Annotated in this window: 16 protein-coding genes; 7 read left to right on the top strand and 9 right to left on the bottom strand. The window is 68.8% G+C overall.

The features are described 5' to 3' along the window. Positions 1–16 precede the first annotated feature (16 nt). The 4 genes from N5079_RS20895 (at position 17) to N5079_RS20880 (ending at position 3,212) form a co-directional block, all read left to right on the top strand. Entirely contained in the window at positions 17–661 is a 645-nt protein-coding gene (locus N5079_RS20895) for a hypothetical protein (RefSeq protein WP_261585631.1), read from the top strand. Next, the gene (locus N5079_RS20890; protein WP_261585630.1) at positions 658–1,788 is read left to right on the top strand and encodes an NlpC/P60 family protein; all 1,131 of its coding nucleotides are present in this window, start codon (positions 658–660) and stop codon (positions 1,786–1,788) included. The genes N5079_RS20895 and N5079_RS20890 overlap by 4 nt, the downstream gene beginning before the upstream one ends. Positions 1,789–1,794: 6 nt before the next feature. After that, on the top strand, positions 1,795–2,193 hold the full coding sequence (locus tag N5079_RS20885) for a (deoxy)nucleoside triphosphate pyrophosphohydrolase (protein WP_261585629.1): 399 nt from the start codon (positions 1,795–1,797) through the stop codon (positions 2,191–2,193). Between the two features lie 101 nt (positions 2,194–2,294). Further along, positions 2,295–3,212 carry a hypothetical protein gene (locus tag N5079_RS20880; RefSeq protein WP_261585628.1) on the top strand — a complete coding sequence of 306 codons (918 nt, stop codon included), beginning with the start codon at positions 2,295–2,297 and terminating at the stop codon, positions 3,210–3,212. A gap of 81 nt (positions 3,213–3,293) precedes the next feature. Here the strand turns inward: N5079_RS20880 and N5079_RS20875 are convergent, their stop codons facing one another. From N5079_RS20875 to N5079_RS20845, 7 genes are all read right to left on the bottom strand, one after another. After that, entirely contained in the window at positions 3,294–4,046 is a 753-nt protein-coding gene (locus tag N5079_RS20875; RefSeq protein ID WP_261585627.1) for a succinate dehydrogenase/fumarate reductase iron-sulfur subunit, read from the bottom strand. Next, the gene (locus N5079_RS20870; protein ID WP_261585626.1) at positions 4,046–5,953 is read right to left on the bottom strand and encodes a fumarate reductase/succinate dehydrogenase flavoprotein subunit; all 1,908 of its coding nucleotides are present in this window, start codon (positions 5,951–5,953) and stop codon (positions 4,046–4,048) included. The genes N5079_RS20875 and N5079_RS20870 overlap by 1 nt, the downstream gene beginning before the upstream one ends. 46 nt (positions 5,954–5,999) lie before the next feature. After that, positions 6,000–6,800, bottom strand: a complete 801-nt coding sequence (locus N5079_RS20865; protein WP_261585625.1) for a hypothetical protein — start codon at positions 6,798–6,800, stop codon at positions 6,000–6,002. 96 nt (positions 6,801–6,896) lie between these two features. Then, positions 6,897–7,334, bottom strand: coding sequence for a response regulator (locus tag N5079_RS20860; protein ID WP_261585624.1), 438 nt, complete (start codon positions 7,332–7,334; stop codon positions 6,897–6,899). Further along, complete coding sequence (locus tag N5079_RS20855; protein ID WP_261585623.1) at positions 7,327–8,904, bottom strand: sensor histidine kinase; 1,578 nt, start codon at positions 8,902–8,904, stop codon at positions 7,327–7,329. The genes N5079_RS20860 and N5079_RS20855 overlap by 8 nt, the downstream gene beginning before the upstream one ends. Next, entirely contained in the window at positions 8,901–10,055 is a 1,155-nt protein-coding gene (locus N5079_RS20850) for a PP2C family protein-serine/threonine phosphatase (RefSeq protein ID WP_261585622.1), read from the bottom strand. The genes N5079_RS20855 and N5079_RS20850 overlap by 4 nt, the downstream gene beginning before the upstream one ends. Positions 10,056–10,102: 47 nt before the next feature. After that, positions 10,103–11,020 carry a LysR family transcriptional regulator gene (locus tag N5079_RS20845; protein ID WP_261585662.1) on the bottom strand — a complete coding sequence of 306 codons (918 nt, stop codon included), beginning with the start codon at positions 11,018–11,020 and terminating at the stop codon, positions 10,103–10,105. Between the two features lie 176 nt (positions 11,021–11,196). Between N5079_RS20845 and N5079_RS20840 the strand changes: the two genes are divergently transcribed. The 3 genes from N5079_RS20840 to N5079_RS20830 are packed head-to-tail and all read left to right on the top strand — an operon-like array spanning position 11,197 to position 14,599. Then, on the top strand, positions 11,197–11,928 hold the full coding sequence (locus N5079_RS20840; RefSeq protein WP_261585621.1) for a succinate dehydrogenase cytochrome b subunit: 732 nt from the start codon (positions 11,197–11,199) through the stop codon (positions 11,926–11,928). Beyond that, a complete protein-coding gene (locus tag N5079_RS20835; protein ID WP_261585620.1) occupies positions 11,925–13,862 on the top strand; it encodes a fumarate reductase/succinate dehydrogenase flavoprotein subunit in 1,938 nt (645 codons plus the stop codon). Before N5079_RS20840 ends, N5079_RS20835 begins: the two co-directional genes overlap by 4 nt. Next, entirely contained in the window at positions 13,859–14,599 is a 741-nt protein-coding gene (locus tag N5079_RS20830) for a succinate dehydrogenase/fumarate reductase iron-sulfur subunit (protein ID WP_261585619.1), read from the top strand. The genes N5079_RS20835 and N5079_RS20830 overlap by 4 nt, the downstream gene beginning before the upstream one ends. Before the next feature lie 113 nt (positions 14,600–14,712). Here the strand turns inward: N5079_RS20830 and N5079_RS20825 are convergent, their stop codons facing one another. Together N5079_RS20825 and N5079_RS20820 are read right to left on the bottom strand one after the other, a co-directional pair. Continuing rightward, positions 14,713–15,246: a GNAT family N-acetyltransferase gene (locus N5079_RS20825; RefSeq protein WP_261585618.1), complete on the bottom strand. Its 534-nt coding sequence runs from the start codon at positions 15,244–15,246 to the stop codon at positions 14,713–14,715. Next, a complete protein-coding gene (locus tag N5079_RS20820) occupies positions 15,243–15,665 on the bottom strand; it encodes an arsenate reductase ArsC (protein WP_261585617.1) in 423 nt (140 codons plus the stop codon). Before N5079_RS20820 ends, N5079_RS20825 begins: the two co-directional genes overlap by 4 nt. Between the last annotated feature and the right edge of the window lie 14 nt (positions 15,666–15,679).

Here is a 15,679-nt window from a genome sequence, read left to right as displayed (position 1 = left end):
GGGCGCGGAGCCACCCATGACGACGACCCAGGGAAGCGACCGGAGGAAAGGGCTCGCCTTCGCCGGCGCCGTGGTGGTGCTGGCCGCCGTCGGCGTCTACCTGACGATGAGCCCGTCGTCCGGAGGCGGCAGCGGTCCGACCAGGGAACAGGCCGTCGTCCCGTCGACCGCGGCGGCCGCTCCCACGCAGCAGCCGACCCAGGTCGCCAGCACGCCGGGCACGTTCGACGTCTACCAGTACCTGCCGCTGTCGAGGCAGGAGCTCGGCGCGGCGGCGGACTTCGCCCGGCGGTTCACCGAGTCGTACGGCACGTTCCAGTACGGCGAGGACCCGGCGGCCTTCGCCGGGCGGCTCAAGGCGTTCGCGACCGACGACTTCGGCGCGCAGCTCACCAAGGCCATGACGGACCCGGGGCTGGTGTCCCAGAACCGCGCCGACCAGGTGGTCTCCCGGGGAACGGCCAAGGTGGCGTCGATTCGTGACATGTCCGCCAACATGGTGGTGTTCGTCGTCGACTCGGCCCGGCAGGTGACGGCCAAGAGCGGCGGCAAGACGCAGAGCGACCAGTACGCCGTGACCGTGGTCAAGGTCGGCACCGACTGGCGGATCTACGACCTGGAGCCGGCCGACGCCGGGCAGGACGGGGACTCGTCGCCGTGACAGCGCCGCCACGCACGCCGTTTCGGGGGTTGTGGGGGCGGGTCGCGGCCAGGAGCCTCTCCTGGCGCGGAATCGCCGTCGCGCTGGCCTTCATCGTCCCGATGACGCTGTTCGGGTCGATCATCCTGATGACCCCGTCCCCGTCGATCATCCTCGGCGGGCGCTCGGGGGAGGACTGCGCGGAGGCGGCCACCGCCGTGGACCTCTCCGAGACCGCCCGTTCGGACATCCCCTCCGAATATCTCCAGCTGTACAAGAAGTTCGGTCAGAAGATCGGCGTCCAGTGGAACGTCCTCGCCGCCATCGGGAAGCGGGAGACCGACCACGGCCGGTCGAAGCTGCCCGGTGTCCAGAGCGGCACGAACTACGCGGGCGCGGCAGGGCCGATGCAGTTCCTGGTCAGCACCTGGGGCGGCAAGGCCAAGATAAAGATCGGCTCAGGGGTCAACGGCTACGCCTCGGACGGCGACGGCGACGGATACGGCGACATCTACAACCCCGCCGACGCCATCCTTGGGGCGGCGAAGATGCTCAAGCGCAACGGCGCCCCCGACGACCTGCGGAGGGCCATCTTCGTCTACAACCGGGCGACGTGGTACGTCGACCAGGTCCTGGAGATCGCCAAGCGCTATGACGCCACGGGCGACATCGGCGTCCCGGCCGAGGCCGATCCCAACTGCGACTCCAGCTATGTCGCCACGGCGTCCAGCGAAGTCGTACGGAAGATCCTCGAGTACGCCCTGGCCCAGCGCGGCAAGCCGTACCGATGGGGAGGGACGGGGCCCGACGCCTTCGACTGCTCGGGGATCATCTACATGGCCTACCGCAACGCCGGGCTGACGATCCCCCGGACGACCTTCGGCCAGTGGCCGTTCGGCGAGCCGGTGCAGGAGGGCAGCGAACTGCCGGGTGACCTGGTGTTCTTCAACGCCGGCCCCGGCACGTCGGCCGATCATCCGGGACACGTCGGCCTCGTCGTCTCACCGGGGAAGATGGTCGAGGCCCGGTGCACGCTCTGCGGACCCATCAAGGTCACGACGTACAAGGACAGGCCGAACATCGTCGGCTTCACCCGCCCGCTGGAGAACGCCGATGTGGTGGAGCAACTCAAGAGAGCCCTAACCTAGTCGGCCATGGAGAAGGTCGTCGTGGGGGCCGCGATCGTCGAGGGCGGCAGGCTGCTCGCAGCGCAGCGGGCCGAGCCTCCCGCGCTCAGGGGCGGGTGGGAGTTCCCGGGAGGGAAGGTCGATCCGGGAGAGAGCGACCACGAGGCGCTGATCCGCGAGTGCGTGGAGGAGCTTGGGGTCGAGATCGTCGTCGGACGCCGGGTGGGCGAGGACTGGCCGCTTTCGAACGGCTATGTGATGCGCGTCTGGCTCGCCGAGATCGTCAGGGGCGTGCCGCATCCCCACGAACACCTGGCGCTGCGCTGGCTGGAGCCGCGCGAGCTCTACGACGTCCCATGGCTGCCGGCTGATCTGCCCATTGTCGCGGCCGTCGAGAAGCTGCTGTGGGGACCGGCGGGCGATTAAATTCCGGCCGGGAATCATGTCCCGGAAGTGCTTTGCTATTACTTTTACCCAACTACAATTAGCCTTGACCAAAGTAGGCGTGACACGGTTGGAGGCCAGCGGTGGTAGGACGGGCACAGAAGAGAGCCGCGTCCTCGGTTGCCGCTTCGCTGGCCATGGTCACGGCGGCCCTCATCCTGGCCGGTCCGGTGCTGGGCGCCAGCGCGGCGGCCGACCCGGTCGACCCCTGTGACCCGGGCCAGAACCAGAACTGTGACCCGGTCGTCACCGTGACGATCACCGAGACGCCGACCCCCACGAAGTCGCCGACCCCGACGGGCGATCCGGTGGTGACGGCGACCGTCACGGTCACCCCGACGCCGAAGCACACCAAGACCACCAAGACCACCACCGCGCCGCCGCCGCAGGGGCACGCCGAGCAGCCGCCGGTCCTGCCGACCACCACGGCCATCATCCCGCCGCCGCAGGAGAACCCGCCGGCCACCACGGAGCCGCCGGTCTCGCTGGCCCCGGCGTCGCAGCAGCCGAGTGTGGTGCCCACGCCGTCGGTGTCGTTCGAGGAGCCCGCCTCCGAGGCGGTGCCGTACGAGATCCGCAACGCGACCCCCGACTTCGACCAGGTGACGCTGAGCCGCAAGCTCGCGGCCCCCGCCGCGCTGCTCGTGCTGCTCGCCCTGCTCGCCTGGCTGGTCTTCGAGGGCCGGCTGCGGCGGATGGCCCACGCGGCGGCCGTGCGGAAGGCCGGCCCCAGGGTGGGACGGCCCCAGGGGGCCCCGGAGGACTTCGCCGGCTACCCGGCCGGGCCGGGATACGCGCCGATGGTCGGCTTCGTGCCGATCCAGGCATACCCCATGCAGCCCCCGATGCAGCCCGGCATGCAGCCGCCGTACGGCTACCCGCAGCAGCCCTACGGATATCCGCAGGCTTATGGGTACCCCCCGCCGTACCCGGTGATCGAGCAGGGCGAGGTCATCGGCGAGGTAATCCACGAGGATCAGCCCGGCGACGCCCGGCAGTAACGCCGGCAAGCAGCGGAATAAGGGTCTGAAAAGCCGAAAAAGCGCCGACCGGAGAATATCCGGCCGGCGCTTTTCGCCTGTTCAGCTGGGGCGCTTGAAGATCTTGGAGCCCAGCCACACCAGTGGGTCGTACTTCCGGTCGACCACGCGCTCCTTCATCGGGATCAGCGCGTTGTCGGTGATCTTGATGTGCTCGGGGCAGACCTCCGTACAACACTTGGTGATGTTGCAGTAGCCGAGGCCGTGGTCCTCCTGGGCGGAGTCCTTGCGGTCGAGCACGTCATAGGGGTGCATGTCCAGCTCGGCGATCCGCATGAGGAAGCGCGGGCCCGCGAAGGCCGGCTTGTTCTCGTCGTGGTCGCGGATGACGTGGCAGACGTTGTTGCACATGAAGCACTCGATGCACTTGCGGAACTCCTGGGACCGCTCGACGTCGATCTGCTTCATGCGGTACTCGCCCGGCTTGACGTCCTTGGGCGGGGTGAACGACGGGATCTCCCGCGCCTTCTGGTAGTTGAACGAGACGTCGCAGACCAGGTCCTTGATGACCGGGAACGTCCGCATCGGCGTGACCGTGATGGTCTCGGTCTCCTCAAACGTGGACATCCGGGTCATGCAGCCCAGACGCGGCTTGCCGTTGATCTCCATCGAGCAGGAGCCGCACTTGCCGGCCTTGCAGTTCCACCGGACCGCCAGGTCGGGGGCCTGGGTGGCCTGCAGCCGGTGGATGACGTCGAGGACGACCTCGCCCTCGTTCACCTCGACGGTGAAGTCCTCCAGCCGTCCCTCGCCGCCCTCGCCGCGCCAGATGCGGAACTTCGCCTTGTATCCCATCACGACTCCTTGACCGCGGCGTCGTAGTCCGCCAGCTCTTGCTCGGTGAGGTACTTCTCCAGCTCGGACCGCTCGAACAGGGTGATCAGGTCGCCGCGCATGGACACCTGGTCCTTCTCTTCGACCGTAACTCCCGAGCCGTCCGGCATGGCCGAGCAGACCAGCAGCTTGCGGCGCCACTCGGGCGACATGCCGGGGAAGTCGTCGCGGGTGTGGCCGCCGCGGCTCTCCTCGCGCAGCAGCGCCGCGCGGGCGACGCACTCGCTCACCAGCAGCATGTTGCGCAGGTCGATCGCGAGGTGCCACCCGGGGTTGTAGATCCGGCTCCCGGCGGACGCCGTGTTCTTCGCCCGCTCCTTGAGCTTCTCGACGACCTGGAGGGCCTCGCTGACCTCCTCGGCCTTGCGGATGATGCCGACCAGGTCGTTCATCGTGCGCTGGAGCTCGTGGTGCACCTCGTACGGGTTCTCGCCGCCCGACCGCTCCAGCGGGGCGACGGCCTCGGCCATGGCCTCCTCCACGCCGGTCGCCACGGGGCGCCTGGGCAGACCGTCGATGTAGGCGGCCGCTCCCGCGCCGGCCCGGCGGCCGAAGACGAGCAGGTCCGACAGCGAGTTGCCGCCGAGGCGGTTGGAGCCGTGCATGCCGCCGGAGACCTCCCCGGCCGCGAACAGGCCCGGCACCGAGGCGGCGGCCGTGTCGGCGTCGACCTCCACGCCGCCCATGATGTAGTGGCACGTCGGGCCCACCTGCATGGGCTCGGCGGTGATGTCGACGTCGGCCAGCTCCTTGAACTGGTGGTGCATCGACGGCAGCCGCTTGATGATCTCGGCTGCGGGGAGCCGGGTGGAGACGTCGAGGAAGACGCCGCCCTGGGGTGACCCGCGCCCGGCCTTCACCTCGGAGTTGATGGCCCTCGCCACCTCGTCACGGGGCAGCAGCTCCGGAGGACGCCGGTTGTTGGCCTGGTCGGTGTACCAGCGGTCGCCCTCCTCCTCGGTCGTGGCGTACTTGTCCTTGAACACGTCCGGCACGTAGTCGAACATGAACCGGCGGCCCTCGGAGTTGCGCAGGACGCCGCCGTCGCCGCGGACCGACTCGGTGACGAGGATGCCGCGCACCGACGGCGGCCAGACCATGCCCGTCGGGTGGAACTGGATGAACTCCATGTTGATCAGCTGGGCGCCCGCGAGCAGGGCCAGCGCGTGCCCGTCGCCCGTGTACTCCCAGGAGTTCGAGGTGACGACGTAGGACTTGCCGATGCCGCCCGTCGCCAGGACCACGGCGGGCGCGTCGAAGACGATGAAGTTGCCCGTCTCGCGCCAGTAGCCGAAGGCTCCGGCGATGGCACCGTCCTTGCCGTGCACGGAGCCGGCTTCTTTGAGCAGGCGGGTGATCGTGCACTCGGCGAAGACCTTGATGTACGCCTCGGGGTCGCCGTGCAGCTTCTCGTCCTCCTGCTGGAGCGCGACGACCCGCTGCTGCAGCGTGCGGATCAGCTCCAGGCCGGTACGGTCGCCGACGTGGGCCAGGCGAGGGTACTCGTGGCCGCCGAAGTTCCGCTGGCTGATCTTGCCGTCCTTGGTGCGGTCGAACAGCGCACCCCACGCCTCCAGCTCCCAGACCCGGTCCGGGGCCTCCTTGGCGTGCAGCTCGGCCATCCGCCAGTTGTTCAGGAACTTGCCTCCGCGCATGGTGTCGCGGAAGTGCACCATCCAGTTGTCGTCGGGGTTGACGTTCCCCATCGCGGCGGCGGCGCCGCCCTCGGCCATGACCGTGTGGGCCTTGCCGAAGAGCGACTTGCAGACGATCGCCGTCCGCTTGCCCTGCTGCCGCGCCTCGATCGCCGCGCGGAGCCCTGCTCCACCGGCTCCGATGACGACGACGTCGTATTCGTGACGCTCCACGTTGAGATCCTTAAACGACTGAGATTCCTTAAGCGAACGAGATTCCTTAAGCGAACGGGAAGTTGATGACGCCCTTGGCGACCAGTCGCACGTAGAGGTCGGCGATCATGACCGAGTACATCGAGGCCAGGGCCAGCTGCTGGTGCTTGGCGTTGAGCTTGGACACGAACGTCCACGCCTTGTAGCGCAGGGGGTGCCTGGAGAAGTGGTTCAGGCGTCCCGCGGTGATGTGCCGGCACGAGTGGCACGACAGCGAGTAGGCGTTGATCAGAATCGCGTTGACCACCAGGATCACCGTGCCGAGTCCGATGTGGCCCCAGTTGCCGTGCTCGTCGCGGAAGGCCAGGACCGCGTCGTAGGCCAGGATCGCGCCGATCACCAGGGCACCGTAGAAGAAGTAGCGGTGGATGTTCTGGAGGATCAGCGGGAACCGGGTCTCACCGGTGTACTTGCCGTGCGGCTCGGCCACGGCGCACGCCGGCGGCGACAGCCAGAACGACCGGTAGTAGGCCTTCCGGTAGTAGTAGCACGTCAGCCGGAAGCCCGCCGGCAGGCCGAGGATCAGCAGCCCCGGCGGCAGCGTGTACCAGTCGCCGATAGGCGCGAGCCCGAGGAAACGGGCCCCTGGCGGACACGAGGTCGTCCAGCAGGGCGACGAGAAGGGTGCGATATAGGGCTCGACAAAGTAGCTTTTGTCGAAAATCGCCCAAAAACCGTAGATCAGGAATGACAGGAGCGCGGCGAACGTCAGCGCGGGCGCCAGCCACCACCTGTCGGTGCGAAGCGTGCGCACCCGGAGTTGCGCGCGTTGTTTTCTTGCTGGGCTCTCGGCCGTTGTCTGGCTCAATGGAGACCTCCCACCTCGCGCTATTGGTGGGGGAAACATTACGACGAGCACATCACGAAGTGTGAGGAGGGTCACTCCTGGCGTCTGTGATTCCCGTCACTTCCTCGGCAGTTTAACCACTGTCACCCAGAAGTCGTCGATTTGCCGCACGACGCGGATGAACTGGTCGAAGTCCACCGGTTTGGAGACGTACGCGTTGGCGTGCAGGTCGTAGCCCCGGAGGATGTCCTGCTCGGCCTCCGAGGTGGTGAGGATGACCACCGGGATGCCCCGTAACGCGGGGTCGTTCTTGATCTCCTGAAGCACCTCGAAGCCGTCCACGCGGGGCAGGTTGAGGTCGAGGAGGATCAGGTCCGGCCGGGGCGCCGAGCCGTACAGGCCTTCGCCGCGCAGGAAGGCCAGCGCCTGCTCGCCGTCGTTCACGACATGGAGCCTGTTGCCGACCTTGTTGTACGCGAACGCCTCCTGGGTCAGCAGCACGTCACCCGGGTCGTCCTCCACGAGGAGGACCTCTATCGGGTGATATCTAGGCATCGGGATCTCCCACAACGGGTAGCGTCCAGCGGAACGTGGCTCCGGCTCCCTCACCGCCGTCGAGCCAGATCCGGCCGCCATGATATTCGACGATCTTCCGGCACAACGCCAGTCCGATGCCGCTTCCCGGGTACACGTCCCGCGGGTGCAAACGCTGAAAAATCAGGAAAATTCGGTCAGCGTACTTGGGGTCCACGCCGATCCCGTTGTCCGAGCAGTGGAACTCCCACATGCCGCCGTCCCGCTCGGCGCCGATGTGGATCAGCGGCGGCTCCGAGCCGCGGAATTTCACGGCGTTGCCGACGAGGTTCTGGAAGAGCTGGCTCAGCAGCAGCGTGTTGCCGACGACCTCCGGCAGGTCGTCGTCACGCGTGACGGTGGCTCCCGCGTCCGTCAGGAGGGCGTCCAGGTTCCGCAGCGCCCGGTCCAGGGCGTCTTCCGAGGCCACGGGCGTGAGCTCGCCGCCCACGCGGCCGACCCGGGAGAAGTCGAGCAGGTCGTTGATCAGCAGTTGCATGCGCTTCGCGCCGTCCACGGCGAAGGCGATGTACTGCCTGGCCCGGTCGTCGAGCTGGTCGGCGTAGCGCTGCTCCAGCATCTGGCTGAAGCTCGCCACCTTCCTCAGCGGCTCCTGCAGGTCGTGGCTCGCCACGTAGGCGAACTGCTCCAACTCGCCGTTGGACCGCTTGAGCTCCTTGGCCTGCTCGGCGAACTGCTGCCGCGCCTCCTCCGCGGCCCGCCACTCCGAGACGATGCGGCGGCGCATGCCGTCGACATGCCCGGACAGCTCCCGCAGCTCGGCGGGGCGCTCCACGCCAAGCTCGCGGTCGAAGTCGCCGGTGGCGACCGCCCGGACCTGCCGGGCGAGCCGCGCGACCGGAAGGATTACGACATAGCGAACGATGAGCGTGCAGCCGATGACCGCGAGCGCCAGGGAGCCGACGAGCACGGCGACCGCGACGTAGATCGTCCGCCAGCCCTTCTGCAGCCGGTCGCGGCCGAGATCGTGCAGCCGGTTCAGTAGATCCTGCTGGTCGGCCAGGGCCGCGCGGACGTCGTTGAACCGCTCGACGTTGACCTTGCCGAGATCGCGGTTCACGGCGTTGGCGCCGACCTTGGGCACCGCCGCGGCGATCTTCTCCGCGTAGTCCCGCCGCCACGCCGCCGCCGCGATGGTGAGGCGGTCCATCCGGGAGCGGAGGGCGGAGGGGTCGGGGAGCCGCGGCAGCAGCGCCGCGATCTGTCCGGTTGCGGCCTGCTCGTCGGCCACCCCCTGCCGGTAGTCCTGGAAGTACTGCTGCTCGGTGGTGAGCCCGTAGCCGCGGATCGCGCCTTCCTGCGCCTGCAGGGCCGTGGAGATCTCCAGGGTGTGCAGCGCGGTGGGGTCGATGACGTCGACCAGCGTCTTCCTCGCACCCTGAGTCTGGGTGAGCGCGATGAGGATCGCGGTGACGCCCACGGCGAAGACGAGCGCGACAGCCGTACCGGCGAGCAGGAACCAGCGGCCGACGGGAAGCGGTCCCATCCCGGCCGGGGGAGCGAGCGGGGGCAGCGGCTCGGGCCTGTTCACGGGTGATCCAATCCCCGCGAGACCAGGACGGCGGCGACGTCGTCGTTGATCGTGTCCCCGACCTGGGCGATGATCCGGTCGAGGTCGATGCCGGCCTGCTCGCGGACGATGCGCAGCAGGCCCTCGGTGCCGAGCAGGTCGCGCTGGTCGCCGATGGTGGCCTCGATCAGGCCGTCCGTGTAGAGCAGCAGCGACCACCGGTCGCCGAGTTCGACGTCGACGGGCTTCCACGTGACGTCGCTGAAGATGCCCAGAGGCGGTCCCGACGGGGTGTCGGTTACCACGTCGATCACGCCGTCCCTGATCATCAGCGGGGGCGGGTGACCGACCACGTGCATCCGGGCGCTCCGCAGGTCGGGGGCGATGGTCGCGGTGCACAAGGTGGTGAAGATCTCGGGTGACTTCCGCTCGTGCCTGAGCAGCGTGTCGAGCGTGCCGAGGACCGCGTCACCCGTGTGGCCGGCGAGGACGAGAGCGCGCCAGGCGATCCGCAGCGCCGTTCCGAGTGCGGCCTCGTCGGGCCCGTGGCCGCACACGTCGCCGATCAGGACGTGGACCGCGCCGTCGCCGGTCTGCACGGTGTCCCAGAAGTCGCCCGCCAGCAGGCTCCGCACCCGTCCGGGAAGGTATCGGGACTGGTGGTGCAGGAGCGCCGAGTCGAGCAGCGGCACCGGCAGCAGGCCCCGCTCCAGGCGCGCGTTCTCTTTGCTGACGACCCGCTCCTCGACCAGCTCCCGCATGGCGACGTCGGCGCGCTTTCGCTCGATGGCGTAACGGATCGCGCGGGTCAGCAGCCGGTCGTCCACGTCCTGCTTGACCAGGAAGTCCTGTGCGCCGGCCGCGACCGCCTCGATCCCGACGTGGGCGTCGTTGAGGCCCGTGAGCACGAGGACGGCGGTGTCCGGGGCCATGGCCAGCACCTGTTCCAGCGCCTCGAGTCCCGACGCGTCGGGCAGGGAGAGATCGACGAGCACGCACCGCACGTCGTCGGTCAGCCGCTCACGTCCCTCGGCGAGCGTCCGGGCCCAGGTGATCTTCGGTGGCCTGTCGGCGTTCGCCAGCAACTCCTCGACGAGGAACGCGTCGGCGGCGTCGTCCTCGATGAGCAGCAGGGTGAGGAGATCAGGAAGGTCGGGCGAGGGCGTGGTCACATACGCCTCTCGTAGAGTCGCGGAAGGGTTATCGCCAATATAACGGGCTATCCGTGAGCGAGGGCGTCGATTCCCCGGGGCAGGGTCCCCTCCTCGGCCAGGAACGCCAGGAGGGTGGCGCGGAAAGCCCTGGCCGCCCTGGTGGGCTCGACGTCCTTGCGGTGGGCGAGGGCGACCGTACGGCGAAGCCCCGGAACGAGCGGCGTCCCGACCAGCCCGGGCCTGCCGTCCAGGACCATCGACGGGACCACGGCGATCCCCAGCCCGGCCTCGACGAACCGCAGGACCGCGTCCATCTCGCCGCCCTCCACGGAGAACCGCGGCTCGAACCCGGCCTGCCGGCACGCCGTGAGGGTCGCCTCCCGGAGGTCGTATCCCCGGCGGAACATCACCAGCGGCCGCCCGCGGAGGTCCTCGATCCGCATGTTCGCCTTCCGCCCCTGCCCCGCGGCGGAGGCCACGACGAGGTCCTCCCGGAGGATCTCCTCGGTCACCAGGGAGGGATCGCTGCTGTGCAGCGGCAGGATGATCAGCGCCAGGTCGAGCTGGCCCCTCGCGAGGTCGCGGACGAGGTCGCGGGACCCTCCCTCCTCCACCCGGAGCTCCACGCCGGGATAGTCACGGTGGTAGCGGGCCAGCGCGTCGCCGAGCAGCCCCGCGCACAGCGACGGCGTGGCGCCGAGCCGTACCCTCCCTTTGCGCAGCCCGGCGAGCTCGGCCACCTCCCGGCGGGCGGTCTCCGCGTCGGCCAGCATGCGGCGGGCGAGTGGGAGCAGCGCCTCCCCGGCGGGGGTCAGCGTCACGTTGCCGCGGGCGCGGCTGAACAGCGGGGCCCCGAGCTCGGTCTCCAGGGCCTTGATCTGCTTGCTCAGGGAGGGCTGGGCCACCCGTGTCCGCTCGGCGGCATGGGTGAAGTGCCGCGTCTCGGCCACCGCGACGAAGTAGGCGAGTTGCTGGAGCTGCACTTTCATAGCCTACGGCTATCGCGTCGATATGCGACGTTGTGTGACATTCCTCGCACGAGCTCACCGCCGTGGGGAGGAGGCAAGCCCTCCGGACAGAGCACATAGCCGTTGGCTATCGGATCCAGACCCCTGATGACTTGGACTCCCGCGCCGGCCCGTACCTAGCGTGAACAGCTGTGACAGCGACTGTTAACCGCGGGATGGCCACCGCGCCCACTCTTCCTCACGCCGCCCACAAGGGGGGCTTCTACGCCTCCTCCAACGGCAAGAAGGCCCTCATGGCCGTAACGGGCGCCGTCCTGGTGCTGTTCCTCGTCGGCCACATGCTCGGCAACCTCAAGATCTTCCTGGGGGCCGGCTCGTTCAACCACTACGCGGAATGGCTGCGGACCGTCGGCTCGCCCGCGCTGCCGAACCGCACACTGCTGACCATCGCCGAGATCGTGCTCGCCCTCGCCGTCGTGCTGCACATGTGGTCGGCCGTGTCGCTGGCCAGGCGCGCGGCGAAGGCGCGGCCGGTCAAGTACGCCGCGAAGCGGAAGTCGCAGGCCGGCGGCTACGCGACGCACACCATGCGGTACGGCGGGGTCATCATCCTGCTGTTCGTGATCTGGCACCTGCTTGACCTGACCTTCGGGGTCGTGAACCCCAAGGGCGGGGACGCCACGCCGTACGACCGGGTCGTCGCGGGCTTCGACCCCTCGCGCTGGTGGGTGACGGTCTTCTACCTCGTGGCCATGGTGATGGTCGGCCTGCACCTGCGGCACGGCCTGTGGAGCGCGCTCCAGACCCTGGGGCTCGCCCACCGGTACGCCGCGCTGAAGGCGGGCTCGGCAGTGATAGCCACCGTCCTGGTGCTGGGATTCGTCGCCGTGCCCATCGCCGTGATGATCGGAGCGGTCAAGTGAAGGACAACGTGAACTACACCGTTGGCGAGCCCATCCGGGACACGAAGGCGCCGGAGGGGCCGATCGAGGACCGCTGGGACACGCGGCGCTTCCAGGCCAAGCTGGTCAACCCGGCCAACAAGCGCAAGCTGACCGTCATCGTCGTCGGCACCGGCCTGGCCGGCGGTTCGGCGGCGGCGACCCTGGGCGAGCTGGGCTACAAGGTCAAGTCGTTCTGTTACCAGGACTCGCCGCGGCGCGCCCACTCGATCGCCGCGCAGGGCGGGATCAACGCCGCGAAGAACTACCGCGGCGACGGCGACAGCGTCTACCGGCTCTTCTACGACACGGTCAAGGGCGGCGACTTCCGCGCCCGCGAGTCGAACGTCTACCGGCTCGCGCAGGTCAGCGTGAACATCATCGACCAGGCGGTGGCGCAGGGCGTGCCGTTCGCGCGGGAGTACGGCGGGCTGCTCGACACCCGCTCCTTCGGCGGCGCCCAGGTGTCGCGGACCTTCTACGCCCGCGGCCAGACGGGCCAGCAGCTGCTGCTCGGGGCCTACTCGGCGCTGGAGCGGCAGATCGCGGCCGGGACCGTGGAGATGCACACCCGCCACGAGATGCTCGAACTCGTCGTCAGCGGCGGCCGGGCGCGCGGCGTCGTGGTCCGGGACATGGTCACCGGAGAGATCGAGACCCACCTCGCCGACGCCGTGGTCCTCGCGACCGGCGGCTACGGCAACGTGTTCTTCCTGTCCACCAACGCCAAGGGCTGCAACACCACGGCGATCTGGCGGGCACACCGGCGTGGCGCGCTGTTCGCCAACCCGTGCTTCACGCAGATCCACCCGACCTGCATCCCGGTCAGCGGCGACTACCAGTCCAAGCTCACGCTGATGTCGGAGTCGCTGCGCAACGACGGCCGGGTCTGGGTGCCCGCCCGTGGAGGCGACGACCGCAGGCCGGCGGACATCCCCGAGGGCGAGCGCGATTACTACCTTGAGCGGATTTATCCGGCTTTCGGAAACCTCGTGCCCCGCGACATCGCCAGCCGTGCCGCCAAGAACGTCTGCGACGAGGGCCGCGGCGTCGGCCCCGGCGGCCTGGGCGTCTACCTCGACTTCGCCGACGCCATCGGGCGGCTCGGCCGTGACGCCGTCGAGAAGAAGTACGGCAACCTCTTCGAGATGTACGAGCGGATCACCGGGGAGAACCCGTACGAGACGCCGATGCGCATCTACCCCGCCGTTCACTACACGATGGGCGGCCTGTGGGTTGACTACGACCTGCAGTCCACCATCCCGGGACTGTTCGTGATCGGTGAGGCCAACTTCTCCGACCACGGAGCCAACCGCCTGGGCGCGTCCGCGCTGATGCAGGGCCTGGCGGACGGGTACTTCGTGCTGCCCACGACGCTCGGCGACTACCTCGCGGGCGCAGGGGGCTTCGGCGAGGTGGACGAGAAGGCCGTGGCCGAGGCCGAGATCACGGTCCGAGAGAAGATCGAGAAGCTGCTCTGCGTCAACGGCACCCGTACGGCCGACTCCTACCACCGCGAGCTGGGCCGGCTCATGTGGGACTACTGCGGCATGGAGCGCACCGACGAGTCGCTGCGCAAGGCGCTGCAGCGGATCCCCGAGCTCCGTGAGGAGTTCTGGAACAACGTGAAGGTGCCGGGTGACGGCGAGGGCCTCAACCAGGCGCTGGAGCGGGCCGGCCGGGTCGCCGACTTCTTCGACCTCGCCGAGCTCATGTGCATCGACGCGTTGCACCGTACGGAATCCTGCGGCGGTCACTTCCGGGCCGAGTCGCAGGACGCGGACGGCGAGGCGCTGCGCGACGACGAGCACTTCGCCTACGTCGCCGCCTGGGAGTGGGGTCCGGACGGACCCGTCCTGCACAAGGAAGACCTCAACTACGACTACGTCAAGATGACCCAGCGGAGCTACAAGTGAACCTGACCCTCAAGATCTGGCGTCAGAACGGCCCGGCGGATCGCGGACGTATGGTGACTTACCGGGTCGAAGACGTCTCGCCAGACATGTCGTTCCTGGAGATGCTGGACGTCCTCAACGAGCGGCTGATCCTTGAGGGCGACGACCCCGTCGCCTTCGACCACGACTGCCGCGAGGGCATCTGCGGCATGTGTGGCATGGTCATCAACGGCGTCGCCCACGGCGAGCAGCGCGCGACGACGACCTGCCAGCTGCACATGCGGCACTTCGAGGACGGCGCTGTCGTCACCATCGAGCCGTGGCGCGCCGCGCCGTTCCCGGTGGTGAAGGACCTCGTGGTCGACAGGTCGTCCTTCGACCGGATCATCCAGGCCGGCGGCTTCATCTCCGTCCCCGCCGGGTCGGCCCCCGACGCCCACGCCATCCCGGTGCCCAAGGACGACGCGGACGCGGCGTTCGACGCGGCCACCTGCATCGGCTGCGGCGCGTGCGTGGCGGCCTGCCCGAACGGCTCGGCCTCGCTGTTCACCGCCGCCAAGATCACCCACCTGAGCCTGCTGCCCCAGGGCCAGCCGGAGCGTGCCTCCCGTGCCAAGGCCATGGTGGAGCAGATGGACGCCGAGGGCTTCGGCGGCTGCACCAACACCGGTGAGTGCACCGCGGTCTGCCCCAAGGGCATCCCGCTCGACACCATCGCCCGCATGAACGCCGAATTCCTCAAGGCATCCTCGAAGTAGCGGGTCCGGCTTCGGCCGTACGCTTCTGAAACCGCGCGCTCGTTCGTCGAGCGCGCGGTTTCGCGTCTTCCCGCCTCGGGGTGTCCGCGCCGTCGGCAATGTGCGCGGCGGCGTCACAGACCGGTGACTGTGCTGCGGCGTTCGATGAGGACGACGTCTCGCCACTGGTCGTGATGGCGGCCGATGTGGTGCCGGGTGCCGACGACGCGGAAGCCGGCCTTTTCGTGGAGGCGGAGACTGGCGATGTTCTCGGGGAAGATCCCTGATTGGATCGTCCATATGCCCTCGGTTTCGGTGGACTGGATGAAGGTGCGCAACAGGGCGGTTCCGATCCCCCGGCTGTGGTGGTAGGGGTGGACGTAGAGGGAGTTTTCGACGACTCCGGCGTAGACGCATCGGTCGGAGACGGTGCCGGCGGCGATCCAGCCGAGTACCTGTCCGGTGGAGGTGTCGGCGGCGACGTGCCGGTGGAGGGGTAGCTTCGCGGCGTCGAACACCTGCCAGGTCGGTGCGGTGGTCTCGAAGCTGGCGTTGCGGCTGTCGAGCCCCGCTTGGTAGATGGCGAGGACCTGTGCGGCGTCGGTCGCCTGCATGGGGCGGATGGTGATGCCGGGGGCGCTTACGGGGGTGGGTGGCTGGGCGCTCACCGGGTGGGTCCTTCGGTCAGTTCGGTCAGTTCGGTGAGCAGGTCGCGTACGCGGCGGTCGATCTCGTCGCGGATGGGGCGGACCTGGTCGATGGGCTTGCCGGCTGGGTCGTCGAGTCGCCAGTCGAGGTAGCGCTTGCCGGGGAAGATGGGGCAGGCGTCCCCGCAACCCATAGTGATCACGACGTCGGAAGCCTGGACGGCCTCGGTGGTCAAGGGCTTGGGGAACTCCTTGGACAGGTCGAGGCCGAGTTCGTCCATGACGGCGATGACGGCGGGGTTGATGGTGTCAGCCGGTGCCGACCCGGCTGAGCGGACACGCACGCGACCCTCGGCGTGGTGGTCGAGCAGGGCGGCGGCCATTTGAGAGCGTCCGGCGTTGTGCACGCAGACGAACAGGACCTCGGGGGTGTCGGACACAAGGGCTCCTTGAG

The organism is Planotetraspora sp. A-T 1434 (genome assembly GCF_025420585.1).
Lineage (GTDB): Bacteria > Actinomycetota > Actinomycetes > Streptosporangiales > Streptosporangiaceae > JAOEGB01.
This window is presented reverse-complemented; position numbering and strand designations above follow the sequence as displayed.

Excerpts from the sequence above, each read along its gene's own strand:
- N5079_RS20895 (WP_261585631.1), top strand. The coding sequence starts at position 17 with ATGACGACGACCCAGGGAAGCGACCGGAGGAAAGGGCTCGCCTTCGCC.
- N5079_RS20885 (WP_261585629.1), top strand. The coding sequence starts at position 1,795 with ATGGAGAAGGTCGTCGTGGGGGCCGCGATCGTCGAGGGCGGCAGGCTG.
- N5079_RS20875 (WP_261585627.1), bottom strand. The coding sequence starts at position 4,046 with ATGGGATACAAGGCGAAGTTCCGCATCTGGCGCGGCGAGGGCGGCGAG.
- N5079_RS20860 (WP_261585624.1), bottom strand. The coding sequence starts at position 7,334 with ATGCCTAGATATCACCCGATAGAGGTCCTCCTCGTGGAGGACGACCCG.